Origin of the sequence: Kluyvera sp. Awk 3 (assembly GCF_028069715.1) — a bacterium.
GTDB lineage: Bacteria > Pseudomonadota > Gammaproteobacteria > Enterobacterales > Enterobacteriaceae > Kluyvera > Kluyvera georgiana_A.
The window spans coordinates 1-24,231 of record NZ_JANEWH010000036.1; the positions used below are offsets into that span (position 1 = coordinate 1).

The 24,231-nt window shown below is 56.7% G+C and carries 21 protein-coding genes and 1 pseudogene; 19 read left to right on the plus strand and 3 right to left on the minus strand.

What is annotated here, in order from left to right; translation table 11 throughout:
* The first annotated feature begins 98 nt into the window (after nucleotides 1-98).
* The 10 genes from livK (at nucleotide 99) to ugpQ (ending at nucleotide 10,241) form a co-directional block, all read left to right on the plus strand.
* On the plus strand, nucleotides 99-1,208 hold the full coding sequence (gene livK / locus NNN71_RS09830) for a high-affinity branched-chain amino acid ABC transporter substrate-binding protein LivK (RefSeq protein ID WP_163446764.1): 1,110 nt from the start codon (nucleotides 99-101) through the stop codon (nucleotides 1,206-1,208).
* 54 nt (nucleotides 1,209-1,262) lie between these two features.
* Nucleotides 1,263-2,189 (plus strand): high-affinity branched-chain amino acid ABC transporter permease LivH, encoded by a 927-nt coding sequence (livH, locus tag NNN71_RS09835; protein WP_064541376.1) that lies wholly within the window; start codon nucleotides 1,263-1,265, stop codon nucleotides 2,187-2,189.
* Nucleotides 2,186-3,466 carry a branched chain amino acid ABC transporter permease LivM gene (gene livM / locus NNN71_RS09840; RefSeq protein WP_064541378.1) on the plus strand — a complete coding sequence of 427 codons (1,281 nt, stop codon included), beginning with the start codon at nucleotides 2,186-2,188 and terminating at the stop codon, nucleotides 3,464-3,466. Before livH ends, livM begins: the two co-directional genes overlap by 4 nt.
* Nucleotides 3,463-4,230: a high-affinity branched-chain amino acid ABC transporter ATP-binding protein LivG gene (gene livG / locus NNN71_RS09845; RefSeq protein WP_035892174.1), complete on the plus strand. Its 768-nt coding sequence runs from the start codon at nucleotides 3,463-3,465 to the stop codon at nucleotides 4,228-4,230. The genes livM and livG overlap by 4 nt, the downstream gene beginning before the upstream one ends.
* 1 nt (nucleotide 4,231) lies before the next feature.
* Nucleotides 4,232-4,945: a high-affinity branched-chain amino acid ABC transporter ATP-binding protein LivF gene (gene livF, locus NNN71_RS09850; protein ID WP_064541380.1), complete on the plus strand. Its 714-nt coding sequence runs from the start codon at nucleotides 4,232-4,234 to the stop codon at nucleotides 4,943-4,945.
* 286 nt (nucleotides 4,946-5,231) lie between these two features.
* Complete coding sequence (gene ugpB, locus NNN71_RS09855; protein WP_064541383.1) at nucleotides 5,232-6,548, plus strand: sn-glycerol-3-phosphate ABC transporter substrate-binding protein UgpB; 1,317 nt, start codon at nucleotides 5,232-5,234, stop codon at nucleotides 6,546-6,548.
* 154 nt (nucleotides 6,549-6,702) lie between these two features.
* Nucleotides 6,703-7,590: a sn-glycerol-3-phosphate ABC transporter permease UgpA gene (gene ugpA / locus NNN71_RS09860; RefSeq protein WP_163446760.1), complete on the plus strand. Its 888-nt coding sequence runs from the start codon at nucleotides 6,703-6,705 to the stop codon at nucleotides 7,588-7,590.
* On the plus strand, nucleotides 7,587-8,432 hold the full coding sequence (gene ugpE, locus NNN71_RS09865) for a sn-glycerol-3-phosphate ABC transporter permease UgpE (RefSeq protein ID WP_223803742.1): 846 nt from the start codon (nucleotides 7,587-7,589) through the stop codon (nucleotides 8,430-8,432). The genes ugpA and ugpE overlap by 4 nt, the downstream gene beginning before the upstream one ends.
* A gap of 1 nt (nucleotide 8,433) precedes the next feature.
* Nucleotides 8,434-9,504: a sn-glycerol-3-phosphate import ATP-binding protein UgpC gene (locus NNN71_RS09870; protein ID WP_163446756.1), complete on the plus strand. Its 1,071-nt coding sequence runs from the start codon at nucleotides 8,434-8,436 to the stop codon at nucleotides 9,502-9,504.
* The gene (gene ugpQ / locus NNN71_RS09875) at nucleotides 9,501-10,241 is read left to right on the plus strand and encodes a glycerophosphodiester phosphodiesterase (protein WP_163446754.1); all 741 of its coding nucleotides are present in this window, start codon (nucleotides 9,501-9,503) and stop codon (nucleotides 10,239-10,241) included. The genes NNN71_RS09870 and ugpQ overlap by 4 nt, the downstream gene beginning before the upstream one ends.
* A gap of 8 nt (nucleotides 10,242-10,249) precedes the next feature.
* Here the strand turns inward: ugpQ and NNN71_RS09880 are convergent.
* A pseudogene (locus tag NNN71_RS09880) lies at nucleotides 10,250-10,558 on the minus strand (DUF2756 family protein); the annotation flags it as partial.
* 119 nt (nucleotides 10,559-10,677) lie between these two features.
* Here NNN71_RS09880 and ggt point away from each other — a divergent pair.
* The gene (gene ggt / locus NNN71_RS09885) at nucleotides 10,678-12,423 is read left to right on the plus strand and encodes a gamma-glutamyltransferase (protein WP_163446916.1); all 1,746 of its coding nucleotides are present in this window, start codon (nucleotides 10,678-10,680) and stop codon (nucleotides 12,421-12,423) included.
* A gap of 159 nt (nucleotides 12,424-12,582) precedes the next feature.
* On the plus strand, nucleotides 12,583-14,043 hold the full coding sequence (locus NNN71_RS09890) for a T6SS phospholipase effector Tle1-like catalytic domain-containing protein (protein WP_163446752.1): 1,461 nt from the start codon (nucleotides 12,583-12,585) through the stop codon (nucleotides 14,041-14,043).
* Nucleotides 14,044-14,071: 28 nt separating this feature from the next.
* On the opposite strand, the gene yhhY is transcribed toward NNN71_RS09890, so the two are convergent.
* Nucleotides 14,072-14,566, minus strand: coding sequence for an N-acetyltransferase (gene yhhY / locus NNN71_RS09895; RefSeq protein WP_163446750.1), 495 nt, complete (start codon nucleotides 14,564-14,566; stop codon nucleotides 14,072-14,074).
* A 266-nt stretch (nucleotides 14,567-14,832) separates the two neighbouring features.
* Between yhhY and NNN71_RS09900 the strand changes: the two genes are divergently transcribed.
* From NNN71_RS09900 to gntU, 5 genes are all read left to right on the plus strand, one after another.
* Nucleotides 14,833-15,870 carry an oxidoreductase gene (locus NNN71_RS09900; RefSeq protein WP_271458412.1) on the plus strand — a complete coding sequence of 346 codons (1,038 nt, stop codon included), beginning with the start codon at nucleotides 14,833-14,835 and terminating at the stop codon, nucleotides 15,868-15,870.
* 121 nt (nucleotides 15,871-15,991) lie between these two features.
* On the plus strand, nucleotides 15,992-16,687 hold the full coding sequence (locus NNN71_RS09905) for a pirin family protein (protein ID WP_064541402.1): 696 nt from the start codon (nucleotides 15,992-15,994) through the stop codon (nucleotides 16,685-16,687).
* 102 nt (nucleotides 16,688-16,789) lie between these two features.
* Entirely contained in the window at nucleotides 16,790-17,785 is a 996-nt protein-coding gene (gntR, locus tag NNN71_RS09910; protein WP_064541405.1) for a gluconate operon transcriptional repressor GntR, read from the plus strand.
* A gap of 147 nt (nucleotides 17,786-17,932) precedes the next feature.
* The gene (gene gntK / locus NNN71_RS09915; RefSeq protein WP_064541408.1) at nucleotides 17,933-18,466 is read left to right on the plus strand and encodes a gluconokinase; all 534 of its coding nucleotides are present in this window, start codon (nucleotides 17,933-17,935) and stop codon (nucleotides 18,464-18,466) included.
* Complete coding sequence (gene gntU / locus NNN71_RS09920) at nucleotides 18,463-19,803, plus strand: gluconate transporter (protein WP_163446745.1); 1,341 nt, start codon at nucleotides 18,463-18,465, stop codon at nucleotides 19,801-19,803. The genes gntK and gntU overlap by 4 nt, the downstream gene beginning before the upstream one ends.
* A 55-nt stretch (nucleotides 19,804-19,858) precedes the next feature.
* Here gntU and NNN71_RS09925 read toward each other — a convergent pair whose 3' ends face one another.
* Nucleotides 19,859-20,452 (minus strand): YhgN family NAAT transporter, encoded by a 594-nt coding sequence (locus NNN71_RS09925; RefSeq protein WP_035892151.1) that lies wholly within the window; start codon nucleotides 20,450-20,452, stop codon nucleotides 19,859-19,861.
* Nucleotides 20,453-20,685: 233 nt separating this feature from the next.
* Here NNN71_RS09925 and asd point away from each other — a divergent pair, with 233 nt between their 5' ends.
* Nucleotides 20,686-21,792, plus strand: a complete 1,107-nt coding sequence (gene asd / locus NNN71_RS09930; RefSeq protein ID WP_223803745.1) for an aspartate-semialdehyde dehydrogenase — start codon at nucleotides 20,686-20,688, stop codon at nucleotides 21,790-21,792.
* Nucleotides 21,793-22,044: 252 nt separating this feature from the next.
* Complete coding sequence (gene glgB / locus NNN71_RS09935; protein WP_163446744.1) at nucleotides 22,045-24,231, plus strand: 1,4-alpha-glucan branching enzyme; 2,187 nt, start codon at nucleotides 22,045-22,047, stop codon at nucleotides 24,229-24,231.

A 24,231-nucleotide genomic window follows, 5' to 3' on the forward strand; every position in this document is an offset into this window, starting at 1 on the left:
GTATATTAAAAGTACAGAATGCTTTTTAACCACTAAATTACAAAATATATACACGCCACGACGTGTAAACACGACATCACGAATGAGGATCCCGAAGTATGAAAAGGAATACAAAAACAGTAATCGCAGGGATGATCGCGCTGGCTATGTCTCACGCGGCTTTTGCTGACGATATCAAGGTTGCGGTTGTCGGGGCGATGTCCGGCCCGGTCGCGCAGTGGGGCGACATGGAGTTCAACGGCGCGCGCCAGGCCATTAAGGATATCAACGCGAAGGGCGGCATTAAGGGCGACAAACTGGTGGGCGTTGAGTACGACGACGCCTGCGACCCGAAACAAGCGGTGGCGGTGGCCAACAAAATCGTCAACGACGGCATTAAATATGTCATCGGCCACCTGTGTTCTTCTTCCACACAGCCTGCTTCCGATATTTATGAAGATGAAGGCATTCTGATGATCTCTCCGGGGGCGACCAACCCGGAACTGACCCAGCGCGGCTATCAGTACATCATGCGTACCGCGGGCCTGGACTCCTCTCAGGGGCCGACGGCGGCAAACTACATCCTCAATAAAGTGAAGCCGCAACGCATCGCCATCATTCATGACAAACAGCAGTACGGCGAAGGCCTGGCGCGCTCCGTGCAGGACGGGCTGAAAAAAGGCGGCGGCAATATCGTCTTCTTCGATGGCATCACCGCCGGTGAAAAAGACTTCTCCGCGCTGATTGCCCGTCTGCAAAAAGAGAATATCGACTTCGTTTACTACGGCGGCTACTACCCGGAAATGGGCCAGATGCTGCGTCAGGCGCGCGCCGTAGGGCTGAAAACGCAGTTTATGGGGCCGGAAGGCGTGGGTAACGCCTCGCTGTCGAACATCGCGGGCGATGCGGCGGAAGGCATGTTGGTTACCATGCCAAAACGCTATGACCAGGATCCGGCAAACAGCGCTATCGTCGATGCCCTGAAAGCGCAGAAGAAAGATCCGAGCGGTCCGTATGTGTGGATCACCTACGCCGCCGTACAGTCTCTGGCAACCGCCATGGAACGTACCGGCAGCGATGATCCTCAGGCGCTGATTAAAGACTTAAAAGCAAACGGCGCGAAAACCGTGATTGGGCCGCTGAGCTGGGACGACAAAGGCGATCTGAAAGGCTTTGAATTTGGCGTCTTCCAGTGGCACGCCGATGGCTCATCCACCGCGGTGAAGTAACCTTCATTTCCCCCTGGCGGGCGTAGATCCGCAGGGGTAGCAAAAGGCTAATTTATGTCAGAGCAGGTTCTCTACTTTGTGCAGCAGATGTTTAACGGCGTAACGCTGGGAAGCACCTATGCACTGATCGCCATCGGTTACACCATGGTGTACGGGATTATCGGCATGATCAACTTCGCCCACGGCGAGGTGTACATGATCGGTAGTTATGTCTCCTTTATGATCATCGCTGCGCTGATGATGATGGGCATCGACACCAGCTGGTTGCTGGTGGCGGCGGGCTTTATCGGGGCGATTGTCATTGCCAGCGCCTACGGCTGGAGCATTGAACGGGTGGCCTATCGCCCGGTGCGAAACTCCAAGCGTCTGATCGCGCTGATCTCCGCTATCGGGATGTCTATCTTCCTGCAAAACTACGTCAGCCTGACCGAGGGTTCGCGCGATATCGCGTTGCCGAGCCTGTTTAACGGTCAGTGGATTGTGGGCAGCAGCGATAACTTCTCCGCCTCTATTACCACCATGCAGCTGGTTATCTGGATTGTGACCTTTATTGCCATGCTGGCGCTGACGCTGTTCATTCGCTACTCCCGTATGGGCCGCGCCTGTCGCGCCTGCGCGGAAGACCTGAAAATGGCCAGCCTGCTCGGCATTAACACTGACCGCGTGATTGCGCTGACCTTCGTGATTGGCGCGGCAATGGCGGCGGTGGCGGGCGTGCTGCTCGGCCAGTTCTACGGCGTGATTAACCCGTATATCGGCTTTATGGCCGGGATGAAAGCCTTCACCGCCGCGGTTCTCGGCGGTATCGGCAGTATTCCTGGGGCGATGATCGGTGGGCTGATCCTCGGCATCGCGGAAGCGCTGTCGTCGGCATACCTGAGCACCGAATATAAAGACGTTGTGTCGTTCGCGCTGCTGATCGTGGTACTGCTGGTGATGCCGACCGGTATTCTGGGCCGCCCGGAGGTAGAGAAAGTATGAAACCGATGCAATTTGCGATGGCGCTGCTGTCGGCGGCGATGTTCTTCGTCCTGGCGGGCGTCTTTATGGGCGTGCAGCTGCAGCTCGATGGCACTAAGCTGGTGGTCGGCAGCGCGGCGGATATCCGCTGGCAGTGGATCTTTATTGGCACCGCGGTGGTCTTTTTCTTCCAGCTGCTGCGCCCTCTGTTCCAGAAAGGGCTGAAGAGCGTCTCCGGGCCGAAGTTTATTCTGCCGGCGATTGACGGCTCGACGGTCAAACAAAAGCTGTTCCTGATTGCGCTGCTGGTGATTGCCGTGGCGTGGCCGTTTATGGTCTCGCGCGGTACGGTCGATATCGCGACCCTGACCATGATTTATATTATTCTGGGCTTGGGTCTGAACGTGGTGGTGGGGCTGTCCGGCCTGCTGGTGCTGGGCTACGGCGGCTTCTATGCCATCGGCGCCTACACTTTCGCGCTGCTGAACCACTATTACGGCCTCGGCTTCTGGACCTGTCTGCCAATCGCCGGGCTGGTCTCTGCCGCTGCCGGTTTCCTGTTGGGCTTCCCGGTACTGCGTCTGCGTGGTGACTATCTGGCGATTGTGACCTTAGGCTTCGGCGAAATCGTCCGTATCCTGCTGCTCAACAACACCGAAATCACCGGCGGCCCGAACGGCATCAGTCAGATTCCAAAACCGACCTTCTTTGGCCTGGAGTTCAGCCGCAGCGCGCGCGAAGGCGGCTGGGACACCTTCAGCAACTTCTTTAACGTCAAGTACGACCCGTCCGATCGCGTCATCTTCCTCTACCTGGTGGCGCTGCTGCTGGTGGTGCTGAGCCTGTTCGTGATTAACCGCCTGTTGCGCATGCCGCTGGGCCGCGCGTGGGAAGCGCTGCGTGAAGATGAAATCGCCTGTCGCTCGCTGGGCTTAAGCCCAACCCGCATCAAGCTGACCGCCTTTACCATCAGTGCCGCGTTTGCCGGTTTTGCCGGCACGCTGTTTGCCGCGCGTCAAGGCTTTGTCAGCCCGGAATCTTTCACCTTTGCCGAGTCGGCCTTCGTGTTGGCGATTGTGGTGCTGGGCGGCATGGGCTCGCAGTTTGCCGTTATCCTCGCCGCGATTCTGCTGGTTGTGTCGCGCGAGCTGATGCGTGACTTTAACGAATACAGCATGTTGATGCTCGGCGGCCTGATGGTACTGATGATGATCTGGCGTCCGCAGGGCCTTCTGCCGATGACCCGTCCACAGCTGAAACTGAAAAACGGGCAAGCGAAAGAAGGAGAGCAGGCATGAGTCAGCCATTATTATCCGTTAACGGCCTGATGATGCGTTTTGGCGGCCTGCTGGCGGTCAACAACGTGGCGTTGGAGCTGCATCCTCAGGAAATCGTCTCCCTGATTGGCCCGAATGGCGCGGGGAAAACCACGGTCTTTAACTGCCTGACAGGCTTCTACAAGCCAACTGGCGGCACCATTATGCTGCGCGACCAGCACCTGGAAGGGCTGCCGGGCCAGCAAATCGCCCGCATGGGCGTGGTGCGCACCTTCCAGCACGTGCGTCTGTTCCGCGAAATGACGGTGATTGAAAACCTGCTGGTGGCGCAACATCAGCAGCTCAAAACCGGCGTCTTCTCCGGCCTGCTCAAAACCCCGTCGTTCAAGCGCGCGCAAAGCGAAGCGCTGGACCGCGCCGCCACCTGGCTTGAGCGTATCGGCCTGCTGGAGCACGCCAACCGTCAGGCCAGTAACCTGGCCTACGGTGACCAGCGTCGTCTGGAGATTGCCCGCTGTATGGTGACCCAGCCGGAAATCCTGATGCTCGACGAACCGGCTGCTGGCCTCAACCCAAAAGAGACCAAAGAGCTGGATGAGCTGATTGCCGAACTGCGTAATCATCACAACACCACCATTCTGCTGATTGAGCACGATATGAAGCTGGTGATGGGCATTTCCGACCGTATCTACGTGGTGAACCAGGGCACGCCGTTGGCTAACGGCACGCCGGAAGAGATCCGCAACAACCCGGATGTTATCCGCGCGTATCTGGGTGAGGCATAATATGGATAAAGTGATGTTATCGTTCGACAAAGTCAGCGCCCACTACGGCAAAATTCAGGCGCTGCACGAGGTCAGTCTGCACATTAATCAGGGTGAAATCGTGACGCTCATCGGGGCGAACGGCGCGGGTAAAACCACGCTGCTCGGCACGCTGTGCGGCGACCCGCGCGCGACCAGCGGGCGGATTGTCTTTGATGATAAAGACATTACCGACTGGCAGACGGCGAAAATCATGCGTGAAGCGGTCGCGATCGTGCCGGAAGGGCGCCGCGTGTTTTCGCGCATGACGGTGGAAGAGAACCTGGCGATGGGGGGCTTCTTTGCCGAGCGCGATCAGTTCCAGGAGCGCATCAAGTGGGTTTACGAACTGTTCCCGCGTCTGCATGAACGTCGAATCCAGCGTGCGGGCACCATGTCCGGCGGCGAACAGCAGATGCTGGCGATTGGCCGCGCGTTGATGAGCCAGCCGCGCCTGTTGCTGCTGGATGAACCTTCTCTGGGGCTGGCGCCGATCATCATCCAGCAGATCTTCGACACCATCGAACAGCTGCGCGAGCAGGGTATGACCATCTTCCTCGTCGAGCAGAACGCTAACCAGGCGCTGAAGCTCGCCGACCGCGGTTATGTGCTGGAAAACGGCCACGTGGTGCTATCCGATACCGGTGATGCGCTATTAGCGAACGAAGCGGTGCGTAGCGCGTACCTCGGCGGTTAATTCACAGCAACAATGCCGGATGGCGGCGTAAACGCCTTATCCGGCCTACCGTTACTCGTAGGCCGGATAAGATGCGTTCGCATCGCCATCCGGCGTTTCTCTATCCGTGCCACAGCTCCCACTTTCCTTCCTTACCACCGTCACCTCCTTGCCATCCCTTTGTCGCCTTACTATCTTTTTTTTGTAATAAAAAAGTTATTTTTCTGTCATTCGAGCATGTCATGTTACCCCCGCGAACATAAAACGCGTGATATCGCGCATCCCGGCACAAAAAGAGAGATAACCGATGATATCGTTACGACATACAGCTTTAGGATTGGCGTTAAGTCTGGCATTGGCGAGCCAGGCGATGGCAGTGACCACAATTCCGTTCTGGCACTCCATGGAAGGCGAGCTGGGCAAAGAAGTTGACTCCCTGGCGCAGCGTTTTAACGCCGCCAACCCGGACTACAAAATTACCCCGATCTACAAAGGCAACTACGAGCAGAGCCTGAGCGCGGGTATCGCCGCTTTCCGTACCGGCAATGCGCCGGCGATTCTACAGGTGTATGAAGTGGGCACCGCCACCATGATGGCGTCAAAAGCGATTAAGCCGGTCTATCAGGTATTCAGCGATGCCGGGATCACGTTTGACGAATCTCAGTTTGTGCCGACGGTATCCGGTTACTACACCGATGCCAAAACCGGGCATCTGCTCTCTCAGCCGTTTAACAGCTCTACCCCGGTGCTGTACTACAACAAAGATGCCTTCAAAAAAGCCGGTTTAGACCCGGAACAGCCGCCGAAAACCTGGCAGGACCTGGCTGACTACACCGCGAAGCTGAAAGCCGCCGGTATGAAGTGCGGCTACGCCAGCGGCTGGCAGGGCTGGATCCAGATTGAAAACTTCAGTGCCTGGCACGGTCTGCCGGTCGCCAGCAAAAACAACGGCTTCGACGGTACCGATGCGGTGCTGGAGTTCAACAAGCCGGAGCAGGTTAAACATATCGCGCTGCTTGCCGATCTGAACAAGAAGGGCGACTTCAGCTACTTCGGACGTAAAGACGAATCCACCGAGAAGTTCTACAACGGCGACTGTGCGATCACGACCGCGTCCTCCGGCTCGCTGGCGGATATCCGCCATTACGCCAAATTCAACTACGGCGTCGGCATGATGCCGTACGATGCCGACGTCAAGGGCGCACCGCAGAACGCCATCATCGGTGGGGCGAGCCTGTGGGTGATGCAGGGTAAAGATAAAGAGACCTATACCGGCGTGGCGAAATTCCTCGAGTTCCTGGCGAAGCCGGAAATTGCCGCCGAGTGGCACCAGAAAACCGGCTACCTGCCGATCACCACCGCCGCGTACGATTTGACCCGCCAGCAGGGCTTCTATGACAAGAACCCTGGCGCGGATATCGCGACCCGTCAGATGCTGAACAAACCACCGTTGCCGTTCACCAAAGGCCTGCGTCTGGGCAACATGCCGCAGATTCGTACCATCGTGGATGAAGAGCTGGAAAGCGTCTGGACCGGGAAGAAAACGCCTCAGCAGGCGCTGGATTCTGCGGTAGAGCGCGGGAACCAGCTGCTGCGTCGCTTCGAGCAATCGACCAAGTCTTAATTTAACCGCCTTACCCCTCACCTTAACCCTCTCCCCATAGGGGAGAGGGTACCGTTCGGCGCCGTCTGGTAGAGATTGCACCGGGTTGTCTTTTCTCCCTCGCCCCTTTGGGGAGAGGGTCGGGGTGAGGGGAAAACCAACGCAGAGTTTAACTATGTCATCATCCCGTCCGGTGTTTAAATCGCGCTGGCTGCCCTATGCATTGGTCGCCCCGCAGCTGATTATCACCGTTATTTTCTTTATCTGGCCCGCCGGCGAAGCGCTGTGGTACTCGTTGCAAAGCGTCGACCCGTTTGGGCTCTCCAGCCAGTTTGTTGGCCTGGATAACTTCGTCACGCTGTTTCATGACCCTTACTATCTCGACGCCTTCTGGACGACCATTAAGTTCAGCGCCATGGTAACGGTGAGCGGCCTGCTGGTGTCGCTGGTTTTTGCTGCCCTGGTGGATTATGTCGTGCGCGGCAGTCGTCTCTACCAGACGCTGATGCTGCTGCCGTACGCCGTTGCCCCCGCCGTTGCCGCGGTACTGTGGATCTTCCTGTTCAACCCAGGACGCGGGCTGATTACCCACGTTCTCGGTGAGTTCGGCTACGACTGGAACCACGCGCAGAATAGCGGCCAGGCGATGTTCCTGGTGGTCTTCGCCTCGGTGTGGAAGCAAATCAGCTACAACTTTCTGTTCTTCTTCGCCGCGCTGCAGTCGATTCCGCGCTCGCTGGTAGAAGCCGCCGCCATTGACGGCGCCGGCCCGATTCGCCGCTTCTTCAAGCTGGCGCTGCCGCTGATTGCGCCCGTGAGTTTCTTCCTGCTGGTGGTGAACCTGGTTTACGCCTTCTTTGATACCTTCCCGGTGATTGATGCCGCGACGGCAGGCGGCCCGGTACAGGCCACCACCACGCTGATTTATAAGATTTACCGTGAAGGGTTCGCCGGGCTGGATCTCTCGGCCTCTGCCGCGCAATCGGTGGTGCTGATGTTCCTCGTCATCATCCTGACCGTGGTGCAGTTCCGCTACGTGGAAAGAAAGGTGCGTTACCAATGATTGAGAACCGTCGCGGGCTGACTATTTTCAGCCACACCATGCTGATCCTGGGGATTATCGTGATTCTCTTCCCGCTGTACGTCGCGTTCACCGCGGCAACGCTGGACGACAAAGCGGTATTTGCAACGCCGATGACGCTGATCCCCGGCGGCCATCTGTTTGAGAACATGAAGGCCATCTGGGTGAACGGCGTTGGGGCCAACAGCGCGCCGTTCTGGTTGATGATGCTTAATAGCTTCATCATGGCCTTCGCCATCACCGTCGGCAAAATTACCGTCTCGATGCTGTCGGCGTTTGCCATTGTCTGGTTTCGCTTCCCGCTGCGTAACCTGTTCTTCTGGATGATTTTTATCACCCTGATGCTGCCAGTCGAAGTGCGTATCTTCCCGACGGTGGAAGTGATTGCCAACCTGAAAATGCTCGACAGCTACGCGGGCCTGACGCTGCCGTTGATGGCCTCGGCCACCGCGACTTTCCTGTTCCGTCAGTTCTTTATGACCTTGCCGGACGAGCTGATTGAAGCGGCGCGCATTGACGGCGCCTCGCCGATGCGTTTTTTTCGCGACATCGTGCTGCCGCTGTCAAAAACCAACCTGGCGGCGCTGTTCGTTATCACCTTTATCTATGGCTGGAACCAGTATCTCTGGCCGCTGTTGATCATCACCGACGTCAATCTCGGCACCGCCGTGGCGGGCATCAAAGGCATGATCGCCATTGGGCAAGGCACCACGCAGTGGAATCAGGTGATGGCGGCAATGCTGCTCACCCTTATCCCTCCGGTCGTTATCGTTTTAGCCATGCAACGGGCGTTTGTGCGTGGTTTAGTGGACAGTGAGAAATAACATGGCAGGACTGAAATTACAGGCAGTAAGCAAAAGCTGGGACGGCAAAACCCAGGTGATTCAACCGCTGACGCTGGACGTGGCGGACGGCGAGTTTATTGTGATGGTCGGCCCGTCGGGCTGCGGTAAGTCGACGCTGCTGCGCATGGTGGCCGGGCTTGAGCGAGTGACCAGCGGCGACATCTGGATCGATCGCAAGCGCGTCACCGAAATGGAGCCGAAGGATCGCGGCATTGCGATGGTGTTCCAGAACTACGCCCTCTACCCGCATATGAGCGTGGAAGAGAATATGGCCTGGGGGCTGAAAATTCGCGGCATGGGGAAAGCGCACATCGCGGAAAAGGTGCAGGAAGCGGCGCGTATTCTTGAGCTGGATGGCCTGCTGAAGCGCCGTCCGCGCGAACTGTCCGGCGGCCAGCGCCAGCGCGTGGCGATGGGCCGCGCCATCGTACGCGACCCGGCGGTGTTCCTGTTTGATGAGCCGCTCTCTAACCTCGATGCCAAGCTGCGCGTGCAGATGCGTCTTGAACTACAGCAACTGCATCGTCGTCTGAAAACAACCTCGCTTTACGTCACTCACGATCAGGTGGAGGCGATGACCCTTGCCCAGCGGGTGATGGTGATGAACAAAGGCATTGCCGAACAAATCGGCACGCCGGTGGAAGTGTATGAGAAACCGGCCAGCCGTTTTGTGGCGAGCTTTATCGGCAGCCCAGCAATGAACCTGCTGGACGGGCAACTGGATGCGTCCGGCACGCGCTTTGTGTTGTCTAATGGAATGCAGCTCCCGATTCCGGCAGGGCGTCGTGAATATGCCGGACGTCGCATGACGCTGGGTATCCGCCCGGAACATATTGCGTTAAGCTCGCAGGCGGAAGGCGGCGTGCCGATGGTCATCGACACGCTGGAAATTTTAGGTGCAGATAACCTGGCGCACGGGCGCTTTGGCGAATTGAAAATGGTGGTGCGCCTGCCGCACCAGCAGCGCCCGAATGCAGGCACTACGCTGTGGTTACATCTGCCGGATGAACATCTGCACCTCTTTGACGGTGAAACAGGAATGCGAGTATGAGCAACTGGCCCTATCCTCATATCGTCGCCCATCGCGGCGGCGGCAAATTAGCGCCGGAAAATACGCTGGCGGCGATCGACGTGGGTGCGCGCTACGGGCATACCATGATTGAGTTTGACGCCAAGCTGTCGAAAGACGGGCAGATCTTTCTGCTGCATGACGATAACCTTGAACGCACCAGCAACGGCTGGGGCGTGGCAGGTGATCTGAACTGGCAGGATCTGCTGCGTGTGGACGCGGGCAGCTGGTTTGCCAGCAGCTTTAAGGGTGAACCGCTGCCGCTGCTGTCGCAGGTGGCGGAACGCTGCCGTCAGCACGGCATGATGGCGAATATTGAGATTAAACCCACCACAGGCACCGGCCCGCTGACCGGCAAAGTCGTGGCGCTGGCCGCCCGCGAGCTGTGGGCCGACATGACGCCGCCACTGCTATCGTCGTTTGAAATCGATGCGCTGGAAGCGGCGCAGCTTGCCGCACCAGAGCTGCCGCGCGGCCTGCTGCTCGACGAGTGGCGCGACGACTGGCGTGAGCTGACCACGCGACTGGGCTGCGTTTCCATTCACCTTAACCATCGTTTACTCGATGAGGCGCGCGTGGATGCGCTGCGCGAGGCCGGGTTAAAGATTCTGGTCTATACGGTCAATAACCCCCAGCGCGCGCGGGAGCTGCTGCGCTGGGGCGTGAACTGCATCTGTACCGATGCGATTGACGTCATTGGCCCGGATTTCCAGCCTTAATACTGCTTCAGCATGCCGCCGTTGTTGTTGGGCAGCGGCTGCTGATTCGGGGTGAGTGTACCTGGCTGGGCCTGTTGTACCCGCTGCTGGTTGGCCTTGAGCTGGTTTTGCAGATGCAGCTGTTGCTGCTGCGTCTGCACCTGCCGCTGTTGATTCAGCATCCCTTTCTGCTGCTGTTGTTGGTTCAACATTCGCGACTGCATGCGCTGCTGGCTGGGGATCTCATAACCCGGCTGGTTCGGGTTATTGTCGATGTTCAACGGCGCAGCCAGCGCGGTGAACGGCAGCAGCGCTGCGAGAATCAGTAATCGTTTCATCATCTTTCCTCCTTGTAGGGGATCTCTTAAGTTTACTCCTTTCCCGCCAGAACGAGGATTATTTCAGCATTTTGAACCAGGCTTAGTGGGGACCTCACCGCACGCTCTGGAGAATGATGATGATAACAACGCCGACGTTTTTCCGCCGGGTAGCCCTTGCTGCTCTGCTCTCAGGAAGCTGTTTTAGCGCCGTAGCCGCGCCGCCTCCGCCTCCCGTCTCCTACGGCGTGGAAGAAGATGTGTTTCATCCCGTCCGCGCCCAGCAGGGCATGGTGGCCTCGGTGGATGCCGCCGCCACGCGAGTCGGCGTGGAGATTTTGCGCCAGGGCGGCAATGCCGTCGACGCGGCGGTCGCGGTTGGCTACGCGCTGGCGGTTACGCACCCGCAGGCCGGTAACCTCGGCGGCGGCGGGTTTATGCTGCTGCGCACCAAAGACGGTAAAACCACGGCGATCGATTTCCGTGAAATGGCTCCGGAGCAGGCAACGCGCGACATGTTCCTCGACGATCACGGCAACCCGGACAGTAAAAAATCACTGACTTCGCATCTCGCTTCCGGCACGCCGGGCACCGTCGCCGGTTTCTCCCTGGCGCTGGAAAAATACGGCACACTGCCGCTCAACAAAATCATTCGCCCGGCGCTGAAGCTGGCGCAAGAGGGTTTTATCGTTAACGATGCGCTGGCCGACGATCTGAAAACCTACGGCAGCGAAGTACTGCCGAATCACGCCAACAGCAAGGCCATCTTCTGGAAAAACGGTGAACCGCTGAAGAAGGGGGATAAGCTGGTGCAGGCTAATCTGGCGAAAAGCCTGGAGCTGATTGCCGAGCACGGGCCGGATGCGTTCTACAAAGGGGCGATTGCCGATCAAATTGCCGAAGAGATGCAGAAAAACGGGGGGCTGTTGAGTAAGGCGGATCTGGCGAATTACAAGGCCGTCGAGCGCACGCCTATTAGCGGCACCTATCGCGGATATGAAGTGTTCTCCATGCCGCCGCCGTCTTCCGGCGGGATTCACATCGTGCAAATTCTTAATATTCTGGAAAACTTCGATCTGCATAAATACGGTTTTGGCAGCGCTGATGCGATGCAGCTGATGGCCGAAGCGGAGAAGCATGCCTATGCCGACCGTTCGGAATATCTCGGCGACCCGGACTTTGTGAAGGTACCGTGGCAGGCGCTGACCAACAAAGCCTACGCTAAATCAATTGCCGACCAGATTGATATCAACAAAGCCAAGCCTTCCAGCCAGATTAAACCCGGCAAGCTGGCCCCATACGAAAGCAACCAGACCACCCATTTTTCGGTGGTGGATAAAGACGGCAATGCGGTGGCGGTGACCTACACCCTCAATACCACCTTCGGCACCGGTATCGTGGCGGGTAACACCGGCATTCTGATGAATAACGAAATGGATGACTTTTCCGCCAAGCCCGGCGTGCCGAACGTCTATGGGCTGGTAGGGGGTGACGCCAACGCGGTAGAGGCGAAGAAACGCCCACTGTCGTCAATGTCGCCGACCATTGTCGTCAAAGACGGCAAAACCTGGCTGGTGACCGGTAGTCCGGGCGGTAGTCGTATTATCACCACGGTGCTGCAGATGGTCGTCAACAGCATCGATTTTGGGATGAACGTGGCGGAAGCCACCAACGCGCCGCGTTTCCACCACCAGTGGCTGCCGGACGAACTGCGGGTAGAGAAGGGCTTTAGCCCGGACACGCTCAAGCTGCTGGAGGCGAAAGGGCAGAAGGTGGCGCTGAAAGAGGCGATGGGCAGCACGCAGAGCATTATGGTCGACCCGGATGGGACGCTGTATGGGGCCTCGGACCCGCGTTCGCCGGATGATTTAACTGCGGGTTATTAAGCTATATATCTGATCTAACTATAAAATGTTAGATCAGATAACTTCAATAAATAGATAAGAGAATTGCTTACCGTTAATCGCGAGCTGTAACGAAAAACGTTTTTGCCTGCGAAAATCACCGTGTCATGTTGACCTCTTTATTCAGCAAGAGGGGGCGTGATGGACGCAGAGGTACCGGTAAGAAGGGTGATGCTTGCGCTGGGGATCTTTTTTGATGGTACGGGCAATAATGCGTTTACCACCCAAAAAATGGTGGAGATTTTTCGTCAACAGCACGGAAATATCGACAGCGTCGAGGCAGAGCCCCTTTTCAGGCGTCATGCCCAAACGCATTTCGGGGTAAGCGGTACGCAAGCGGCGAGCTATCTCGGCTATTACACCAATATTTACGCGTTGCAGGCGCTCTACGCGCTCCCCGATTCTGCCGGGAAGGAACGGATTCAACAGGCGATTTATATTGAGGGCGTGGGTACCTGCGTGGGAAAGCCTGATTGCGTCATCGGGATGGGTTTTGGCACCGGAGAATATGGCGTGATAGCCAAAACCGATGAGGCTATTGCCCGTCTGGCGTCAGCGGTGTCGGCAGCACTCGCTTCGTTAAGTGGTCCGTGGGTAGTTGATTGCGTGCTGTTCGATCTCTTTGGCTTCAGCCGCGGTGCGGCGGCGGCTCGCCATTTTGCCAATCGTATTCAATCGGAAGATCCGGCTATCTTTCGCGCTATTGCCTCTGCCGTAGGCGATCTGCCACGGATACGCTGCCGCTTTATTGGTCTATTTGATACCGTTGCCGCTATCGCGACGCTTGCCAATGGTATGGATCCCCACGGCCCTGACACCGGCGAGGTCAATCTTGTACTGCGTCCGGGCGTGGCGGAACACGTTTTTCACATCGTCGCTCAGCATGAATGCCGCTATAACTTTGCGCTGAACAGCGTCGCACCAGCATGGCCGGAGCTTTTGCTACCGGGTGCGCATTCGGATATCGGCGGCGGCTATCTGCCGCGAATACGTGAGGATCTCTTTCTCACGCGCCCGCAGGTTGAGACGGTGCCGTGGAATGAGCCAGGCGAACGATCGCGGGTTTATCGGCAAGCTGTCGCGCAGCTTTCCGCACTCAACAACGCCCCCGCAATGGCTCCCTTAATGCGAACGCACTCGGTGATGCCGGCAACCTGGGAGGATGAATTTGCCCCGAACGATCGCTACGGGCAGATGCAAAAAAGATGCTTTGCGGCGTTGACCTTGCGGCAGCGACAGGTCAGCGCCGACTGGTCGCAGGCCGCGTTATGGGTGATGCTGGATGCGGCACGTGCTGCCGGCGTGCTGTTTGATGAGCCGACGCTACACTTGCCGGAGGCGTTAATACCCCTTGTCGAGCGCGCCAGACAAATGGGGAAGGCGGTACGCGTAGGATCGCGGATAAACGGGTTTAGCACGCAGGAATTAGATACGCTGGCGCAGGACTTTATTCACTGCTCGGCTAACTGGAACAGCGTGACGGTGAATGATGCAGGCGAGCTTTATGGCGGCGCGGCGATAGCGGAAACGCTCGGCTTTGTGAATAGACCTGATGAAGGGTGGGTCAGGACCGTCTACGATTTGAACGGCAAAAAGTGGTGAGTGCCCGGCACGTGGCCGGGCGAGCGGTTTAAATGGGTTTCACCCGCGCCATAAAATAGGCATCCACATACTCCCCATTACGCAGCGCATAGTTGCGCCCGGTGCCTTCGATCTCAAACCCGTGCTTTTGATACACCGCCACCGCCGGCGCGTTATCGACAAACACGGTGAGTTCAATGCGGTCGACGCGCAGCCAGTTGTCGCACATATCGATCATGGTGCGCATAAGCGCGCTGGCGACGCCGCGGTTTTGCCAGCGGGTATCGACGCAAATACCGAAGTCGGCGACGTGGCTGCGGCGAGGGCGTTGGGGGATGGCAATACTGAGGTGCCCAACCACCTGTTCATCGATGCAGGCGACCAGTTGCTTGATACCTGGCTGGTCGGCTAGCCGCTCTTGCCACATGTGGCTGGAAGGATGAGGCACCTGTAGCGTGTTGTGATACACCTCCGGCTGGGCGTGGATCTGACGGATAGCGTCGAAATCTTTGGGTTCAGCGTGGCGTATCACGATGTCACTCATTCTTCATTTCCTTTGTGGTGTAAAAGTCCCTTTTAACATCATTGATTTTGAAATGTGCGTCAATTAGCTTTTTTTGCAAAAATCACTGGACAGTTGCGAATGAGAATGATTATTATTGTCCTGCATTCAGGGCGTCCTTGCGGAGTTCCTGAAAGCACGACATTGCTCACATTGCTTCCAGTATTACTTTAGCCAGCTTATTGCTGGCTTTTTTTTGTCTGTCATTGCGCTATGGTATTCAGCAAACTCTTCAAAAGGACTGAACCATGACTCTGCACTGCGCCTTTATCGGCTTTGGCAAAAGCACCACCCGTTACCATCTTCCCTACGTTCTGCACCGCAAAGCCGACTGGCACGTGGCGCATATCTATCGCCGCAGTCCGAAGCCGGACGAGCAGGCGCCGCAGTATGCGCACATTCACTTCACCAGCGAGCTGAACGATATTCTGCACGATCCGCAGGTGAAGCTGGTGGTGGTTTGCACCCATGCTGATAGCCACTTCGAGTACGCGAAAAAAGCGCTGGAAGCGGGCAAGAACGTACTGGTAGAAAAACCATTCACCCCGACGCTGGCGGAAGCGAAGGAACTGTTTGCGTTAGCGAAAAGCAAAGGGCTGACCGTCTCACCGTATCAGAACCGTCGCTTTGACTCCTGCTTCCTGACCGCCAAAAAAGCCATTGAGAGCGGTAAGCTGGGCGAGATTGTTGAGATAGAAAGCCACTTTGACTACTACCGCCCGGAAGCGCCGACCCAGCCGGGCCGTCCACAGGATGGCGCGTTTTATGGCCTGGGCGTGCACACCATGGACCAAATCATCTCGCTGTTTGGCCGCCCGGATCACGCGGCGTACGACATTCGCAGCCTGCGCAATCCGGCCAATCCGGATGATACCTTTGAAGCTCAGCTGTTCTACGGCAACCTGAAGGCGATAGTGAAAACCAGCCACCTGGTGAAAATCGACTACCCGAAATTTATCGTGCACGGCACCAAAGGCTCCTTCGTGAAGTACGGTATCGATCAGCAGGAAACCAGCCTGAAAGCGGGCATTATGCCGGGAGATGCGGGCTTTGCGGCGGATAGTTCACTGGCACAGCTGGAGTACGTCAACGACGCGGGGCAAACGGTAAAAGAGCAGTGGCAGGCCGAGCATGGCGACTATGGTCGCGTGTACGATGCGCTGTATCAGACGCTGACCCAAGGCGCGCCGAATTTCGTCAAGGAAACTGAGGCTCTCACCAATATGGAACTGCTTGAGTGCGCCTTTGAGCAACCGTCTCCTGCCACGATTACCCTTGCCAAATAAGTAAAAATGGCTCCTCTGTTCTTGTTCATATTTTTTGAACAGAGGAGTCAATTTTCACCCACTATCATCCTGAGCGGTTTACGTCCAAACTTGTTTCATCGAAAACATGAGGGGGTAAAAAATGATTTTCTTACGCAAAGCAAATGAACGTGGTCACGCGAATCATGGTTGGCTGGATTCCTGGCATACCTTCTCTTTTGCCGACTACTACGATCCGAATTACATGGGCTTCTCGGCGCTGCGCGTCATTAACGATGACGTGATTGATGCAGGCCAGGGGTTCGGTACTCACCCGCACAAAGACATGGAAATCCTGACCTACGTGCTGGAAGGCGCCGTAGAGCACCAGGACAGCATGGGTAACAAAGAGCAGGTTCCGGCGGGCGAGTTCCAGATTATGAGCGCCGGTACCGGGGTGCGTCACTCTGAGTACAACCCGAGCGCCACCGATAAGCTGCACCTGTATCAGATCTGGATTATTCCAGAAAAAACCGGCATCACGCCGCGCTACGAACAGCGTCGCTTCGACGCCGCGCAGGGCAAACAGCTGGTGCTGTCGCCGGATGCGCGTGAAGGTTCCTTGAAGGTTTACCAGGATATGGAACTGTACCGCTGGGCGCTGGCAAAAGGCGAACAGTCAGTACACCAGATTGCCGCCGACCGCCGCGTGTGGATTCAGGTAGTGAAAGGTGAAGTCTCGATTAATGGCACCAAAGCCACCACCAGCGATGGTCTGGCGATTTGGGACGAGCAGGCGATTTCAGTTCACGCCGACAGCGAAAGCGAAATTTTACTCTTCGATCTGCCGCCAGTTTGATCCGTCTTAAATAATTAGCGCAACCTCCCCAATCTTGCGGGGAGGTTGCGTCATCTCCGTGGTAAACTTCAGCAATATTTCACCTTTGTTTGCCTTTGGACGATGAAAAAGAAAAGACCCGTACTTCAGGATGTTGCCGATCGCGTTGGCGTAACCAAAATGACGGTGAGCCGTTTTTTACGTAACCCGGAGCAGGTTTCCGAAGCGTTACGCGGTAAAATTGCGGCGGCGCTTGATGATCTGGGCTATATCCCCAATCGGGCTCCCGATATTCTCTCCAATGCGACCAGTCGCGCCATCGGCGTGCTGCTGCCCTCATTAACCAACCAGGTCTTTGCGGAAGTGCTGCGCGGCGTGGAAAGCGTCACCGACGCCCACGGCTATCAGACGATGCTTGCCCACTACGGCTACAAGCCGGAGATGGAGCAGGAGCGCCTTGAGTCGATGCTCTCCTGGAACATTGACGGCCTGATTCTCACTGAACGTACCCACACGCCGCGTACCCTGAAAATGATCGAAGTTGCCGGTATTCCGGTAGTTGAGCTCATGGATAGCCAGTCTCCGTGCCTCGATATCGCCGTGGGTTTCGATAACTTTGAAGCGGCGCGGCAGATGACGGCGGCGATTATCGCGCGCGGCCATCGGCACATTGCCTATTTAGGCGCGCGTCTCGATGAACGCACTATTATCAAACAGAAAGGCTACGAGCAGGCGATGCTTGACGCAGGTCTGACGCCGTATAGCGTGATGGTGGAGCAGTCGTCGTCTTACACTTCCGGCATCGAACTGATGCGCCAGGCGCGACGCGAATTCTCCAGGCTGGACGGCATTTTCTGTACCAATGATGACCTTGCGGTCGGCGCGGCGTTTGAGTGCCAGCGCCTGGGGCTGAAAATTCCGGACGATATCGCGATTGCCGGTTTTCACGGCCACGATATCGGCCAGGTGATGGAACCGCGTCTCGCCAGTGTCCTGACGCCGCGTGAGCGCATGGGGCGCATTGGCGCGGAGCGTCTGCTTGCCCGTATTCGCGGTGAGGTAGTGACGCCGAAGATGTTAGATTTAGGTTTCACTTTGTCACCGGGTGGTTCTATTTAGGCCTCACAAGTTTGAACTAGATCACACATATTCACTCGTAATTCACTTCCGGCACGAATGGTTATTGCTTATCCAGTTGCTCAGCATGACAATGTTACCGATAACTGTTACCCGTAACAAATTCCCAGTGCCCAACAGGAGGACGCCTTGAGCACGACTAACCACGATCACCACGTTTATGTACTGATGGGCGTATCCGGCAGCGGTAAATCCGCCGTTGCCAGCGAAGTCGCACATCGCCTGAACGCCGCGTTTCTGGACGGCGATTTCCTGCACCCACGCAGCAATATCGTCAAAATGTCCTCCGGCGAACCGCTGAACGACGACGACCGCAAACCCTGGCTGCAGGCGCTGAATGACGCCGCGTTTGCCATGCAGCGCACGAACAAAGTCTCGCTGATTGTCTGCTCCGCGCTGAAAAAAGCGTACCGCGACATTCTGCGTGAAGGGAACCCGAATCTCTCCTTCGTCTACCTGAAAGGGGATTTCGAGGTGATTGAGAGCCGTCTGAAAGCGCGTAAGGGCCACTTCTTCAAGACCCAAATGCTGGTGACGCAGTTCGAAACCCTGCAAGAACCGGGCGCTGACGAACGCGACGTGCTGGTGGTTGATATCGATCAGCCGCTGGAAGGCGTTATCGACAGCACCATTGAAGTGATTAACAAAGGCCGTATCGCGTGACAACTTTATCGTTAGTTTTAACAGCAGTGGGTTCCGTTTTACTGCTGCTGTTTTTAGTCATGAAGGCGCGTATGCACGCCTTCCTGGCTTTGATGGTGGTTTCTATTGGTGCAGGGCTTTTCTCCGGTATGCCGTTGATTAAAATCGCGGAAACCATGGAGAAAGGCATGGGCGGTACGCTGGGCTTCCTGGCTATCGTGGTCGCGCTGGGCGCGATGTTCGGCAAAATTCTGCACGAGACGGGCGCAGTCGATCAGATTGCGGTCAAAATGCTGAAATCCTTCGGCCACAGCCGCGCGCACTATGCCATTGGTATTGCCGGCCTTATCTGTGCGCTGCCGCTGTTCTTTGAAGTGGCGATCGTGCTGCTGATTAGCGTCGCGTTCTCTATGGCGCGTCACACCGGGACCAACCTGGTGAAGCTAGTGATTCCACTGTTTGCCGGTGTGGCAGCCGCTGCGGCGTTTCTGCTGCCGGGGCCTGCGCCAATGCTGCTGGCTTCCCAAATGCACGCCGACTTTGGCTGGATGATTCTGATTGGCCTGTGTGCGGCGATTCCGGGGATGATTATTGCCGGGCCGCTGTGGGGCAACTTTATCAGCCGCTACGTTGAGCTGAATATTCCTGATGACATTACCGAGCCGCACCTTGGCGAAGGCAAAATGCCGTCCTTCGGCTTCAGCCTGGCGCTGATTCTGCTGCCGCTGGTGCTGGTGGGGCTGAAAACGATCGCCGCGCGCTTTGTGCCGGTGGAGTCCGAAACCTATCAGTGGTTTGAATTTATCGGTCACCCATTCACCGCGATTCTGATTGCCTGCCTGGTGGCGATTTATGGCCTGGCGTTCCGTCAGGGCATGGCGAAAGACAAAGTGATGGCGATCTGCGGCGCGGCCTTGCAGCCAGCGGGGATTATTCTGCTGGTGATCGGTGCGGGCGGCGTGTTCAAACAGGTGCTGGTGGATTCCGGGGTCGGCCCGGCATTGGGTGAAGCCCTGACCGGGATGGGCCTGCCGATTGCGCTGACCTGCTTCATTCTGGCCGCTGCGGTGCGCATTATTCAGGGTTCCGCGACGGTTGCGTGTCTGACTGCGGTTGGCCTGGTGATGCCGGTGATTGAGCAGCTGCATTACAGTGGCGCTCAACTGGCGGCGCTGTCTATCTGTATCGGCGGCGGTTCTATCGTGGTGAGCCACGTGAACGACGCAGGCTTCTGGCTGTTCGGTAAGTTTACCGGCGCGACGGAAGCGCAGACGCTGAAAACCTGGACCATGATGGAAACCATTCTTGGTACGGTAGGCGCGATTGTCGGTATGGTGGCGTTTTCGCTGCTGAGCTGACCTGAAGTGCTCCCTCTCCCCTATGGGGAGAGGGATTGTACGGTGCGACGATTTATTATCCCTTCATCCACATCCGAATGCCGTCCAGGAACATCTGGGTCGCCATCATCACCAGAATCAATCCCATCAGACGCTCTAACGCGTTAACCCCTTTCTCGCCCAGCAGGCGCAGGAACAGCGACGACTGCAGCAAAATCACCACTGTGCCCCCCCAGGCAATCAGCAGCGCAATGACCAGGTGCGACAGATTGTTGGGATACTGATGCGACAGCAGCATCAGCGTCGCCAGCAGCGTCGGCCCGGCAACCAGTGGAATGGCAAGCGGGACAATAAACGGTTCTTCACCCGCCGGTAGCCCCGAGCTGTTCCCCGTGGCGCTGGGGAAAATCATCTTAATAGCAATCAGGAATAAAATGATGCCGCCGGAGATGGAAACCGTCTCGGCGCGCAGGTTTAAAAACGCCAGAATCTTCTCGCCCGCGAAGAGAAAAATCAGCATCAGTAGGAGTGCGATTAAAAGCTCACGTATCATGATCGCCTTGCGGCGCTTGGGTTCCGTGTGTTTTAGCACCGACATAAAAATGGGCAAATTTCCCAGTGGATCCATAATCAGGATCAATAAAACAGCGGCGGAAAAGATTTCACTCATGACTCAAATTCCCTGATAATTGTTGTGGAATTTCTGCTCTACACATCGTCTGCGTTGCGGAGTTCAACGTGGATAAATGTGCCCCCTATAACTGGGGGGAATAAGTTGCATTTCTGATTGCTTTGCAATCATTGATTAATTTCACTTGCGACTTTAGCTGCTTTTTGTAATGTGAAGGGATGCCCAGTGGAACTGGTAAGCAATAACAGCACATATCTGCAGGAAAATTCGTTATGAAAAATGTTGGTTTTATCGGCTGGCGCGGGATGGTCGGCTCTGTACTCATGCAACGCATGGTTGAAGAGCGCGACTTTGACGCCATTCGCCCGGTCTTCTTCTCCACCTCTCAGTTAGGTCAAGCTGCGCCGTCGTTCGGCGGCACCACCGGTGGTAAGCTTCAGGACGCCTATGATCTTGAAGCGCTGAAGGCGCTCGACATTATTGTTACCTGTCAGGGCGGCGATTATACCAACGAAATCTATCCTAAGCTGCGTGAAAGCGGCTGGCAGGGTTACTGGATTGACGCCGCCTCCTCGCTGCGCATGAAAGATGACGCCATCATTATTCTCGACCCGGTGAACCAGCAGGTCATCACCGACGGTCTGAACAACGGGATTAAAACCTTCGTCGGCGGTAACTGCACCGTCAGCCTGATGCTGATGTCGCTGGGCGGCCTCTTCGCCAACGATCTGGTTGAGTGGGCCTCTGTTGCTACCTATCAGGCGGCTTCCGGCGGCGGCGCGCGCCACATGCGCGAGTTGCTGACCCAAATGGGCCTGCTGCACAACCACGTCGCCAGCGAACTGGCCGACCCGGCTTCCGCCATCCTCGACATCGAACGCAAAGTGACCACCTTGACCCGCAGCGGCGATCTGCCGATTGATAACTTTGGCGTCCCGCTGGCGGGCGGCCTGATTCCGTGGATCGACAAGCAGCTCGACAACGGCCAGAGCCGTGAAGAGTGGAAAGGCCAGGCGGAAACCAACAAAATTCTCGCGACCTCCTCGGTGATTCCGGTGGATGGGTTATGCGTACGTATCGGCGCGCTGCGTTGCCACAGCCAAGCATTCACCCTGAAATTGAAAAAAGATATTTCCATAAGTTCTGTGGAGGAATTACTGGCTGCGCACAATCCGTGGGCGAAAGTGGTGCCAAACGATCGTGAAATCACGATGCGCGAACTCACCCCGGCGGCGGTCACCGGTACGCTGACCACGCCAGTTGGGCGTTTGCGCAAACTGAATATGGGGCCGGAATACCTGTCAGCGTTCACCGTTGGCGACCAGCTCCTGTGGGGCGCAGCCGAGCCGCTGCGTCGTATGCTACGTCAATTGGCGTAAACATTTATTCATCGATCAGGGGTGGCGAACCACCCCTTTTTTTTGCGTAATACAAGGGAGTAAACGCAGTTATGTCTATTTTTCTCTCAGGAGTCAGGTAAAGCGTTGACTATGCTTTAATCAAGGTCTGTCACCTTGACTGAAGGTTGAACGGGGCCGAGAGAGGCACACAACTTCGTGCCGCACCGTTCAGGTCACAAATGTCGCCATTTAAATTGGATTGAGGCGATACAAAACTAAGGATGATGAAGCATGTCTGATCGTGTTGATAGAGACGTGATTAATGCACTGATCTCAGGCCATTTTGCGGATCCTTTTTCCGTACTGGGGATGCACAGAACGGAAGCAGGGCTGGAAGTCCGGGCGTTACTGCCTGACGCGACCGACGTTTGGGTGATTGAACCCAAAACCGGGCGCAAAGTGGGCAAGCTGGAGTGCGTGGACTCACGCGGTTTCTTTTGTGGCATTCTGCCGCGTCGTAAAAATTTCTTCCGCTATCAGTTGGCTGTCGTTTGGCATGGCCAACAGAATCTTATTGATGACCCCTATAGCTTTGGCCCATTGCTCCAGGAAATGGATGCATGGTTGCTGTCCGAAGGTACCCACCTGCGCCCGTATGAAAAACTGGGCGCGCATGCGGACACGATGGACGGCATCACCGGGACTCGCTTTGCGGTCTGGGCGCCTAACGCCCAGCGCGTTTCCGTCGTCGGGCAGTTTAACTACTGGGATGGCCGCCGTCACCCGATGCGTCTGCGTCGGGAAACCGGAATTTGGGAGCTGTTCATCCCCGGCGCACACAACGGTCAGCTGTATAAATTTGAGATGATCGACGCTCGCGGCGCGTTGCGGATTAAAGCAGACCCTTATGCCTTTGAAGCTCAGATGCGACCGGAAACGGCATCGCTGATCTGCGGGCTGCCGCCAAAAGTTGAGCAGAGCGAAGAACGCAAAAAAGCCAACCAGTTCGACGCCCCTATCTCTATCTACGAGGTGCACCTGGGTTCCTGGCGCCGTCATACCGACAACAACTACTGGCTGAGCTACCGCGAGCTGGCCGAGCAGCTGGTGCCGTACGCTAAATGGATGGGCTTCACCCATCTGGAGCTGCTGCCGGTTAACGAGCACCCGTTTGACGGCAGCTGGGGCTATCAGCCCACCGGGCTGTATGCGCCAACCCGCCGCTTCGGTACGCGAGAAGACTTCCGCTACTTCATCAACGCCGCGCACGCCGCCGGTCTGAACGTCATTCTCGACTGGGTGCCGGGGCACTTCCCTTCGGATGATTTCGCGCTGGCCGAGTTTGACGGTACCAACCTGTACGAGCACAGCGACCCGCGTGAAGGCTACCATCAGGACTGGAATACCCTGATTTATAACTATGGCCGCCGTGAAGTGAGTAACTTCCTGACGGGCAACGCCTTGTACTGGGTGGAGCGCTTCGGTATTGATGCGCTGCGCGTCGATGCGGTGGCGTCAATGATTTACCGCGACTACTCTCGTAAAGAGGGCGAGTGGATCCCGAATGAGTTCGGTGGCCGCGAAAACCTTGAAGCGATTGAGTTTCTGCGTCAGACCAACCGCGTGTTGGGCGAGCAGGTTCCCGGCGCGGTGAGTATGGCGGAAGAGTCGACCGACTTTGCCGGCGTCTCACGCCCGTCCGATATGGGCGGTCTGGGCTTCTGGTTTAAGTGGAACCTGGGCTGGATGCACGACACCCTGGACTACATGAAGCTCGATCCGGTTCATCGCCAGTACCATCACGACAAAATGACCTTCGGCATGCTGTACAACTACACGGAAAACTTCGTGTTGCCGTTATCGCATGACGAAGTGGTCCACGGTAAAAAATCCATTCTTGACCGTATGCCGGGCGACGCGTGGCAGAAGTTCGCCAACCTGCGCGCCTACTACGGCTGGATGTTCGCTTTCCCGGGCAAAAAGCTGCTGTTTATGGGCGATGAGTTTGCTCAGGGCCGCGAATGGAACTTTGACGGCAGCCTCGACTGGCATCTGCTGGAAGGCGACGATAACTGGCATCACGGGGTACAGCGTCTGGTGCGCGACCTCAACCATACCTATCGCCACCATAAAGCGATGCACGAGCTGGACTTCGACCCGTACGGGTTTGAATGGCTGGTGGTTGATGACCACGCGCGTTCGGTATTCGCTTTTGTCCGCCGCGACAAAGCCGGGAACGAAGTGATTGTGGTCAGTAACTTTACGCCGGTGCCGCGCCACGACTATCGCTTCGGCATTAATCAGCCGGGGCGCTGGCGTGAAGTGCTGAATACCGATTCTGCCCATTACCACGGCAGCAACGCCGGTAACGGCGGCGTGGTGCATAGCGATAATCTCGAAAGCCATGGTCGCCCGCAGTCGCTGAGCCTGACGCTGCCGCCGCTGTCGACTATCTGGCTGGTACGGGAAGGGGATTAA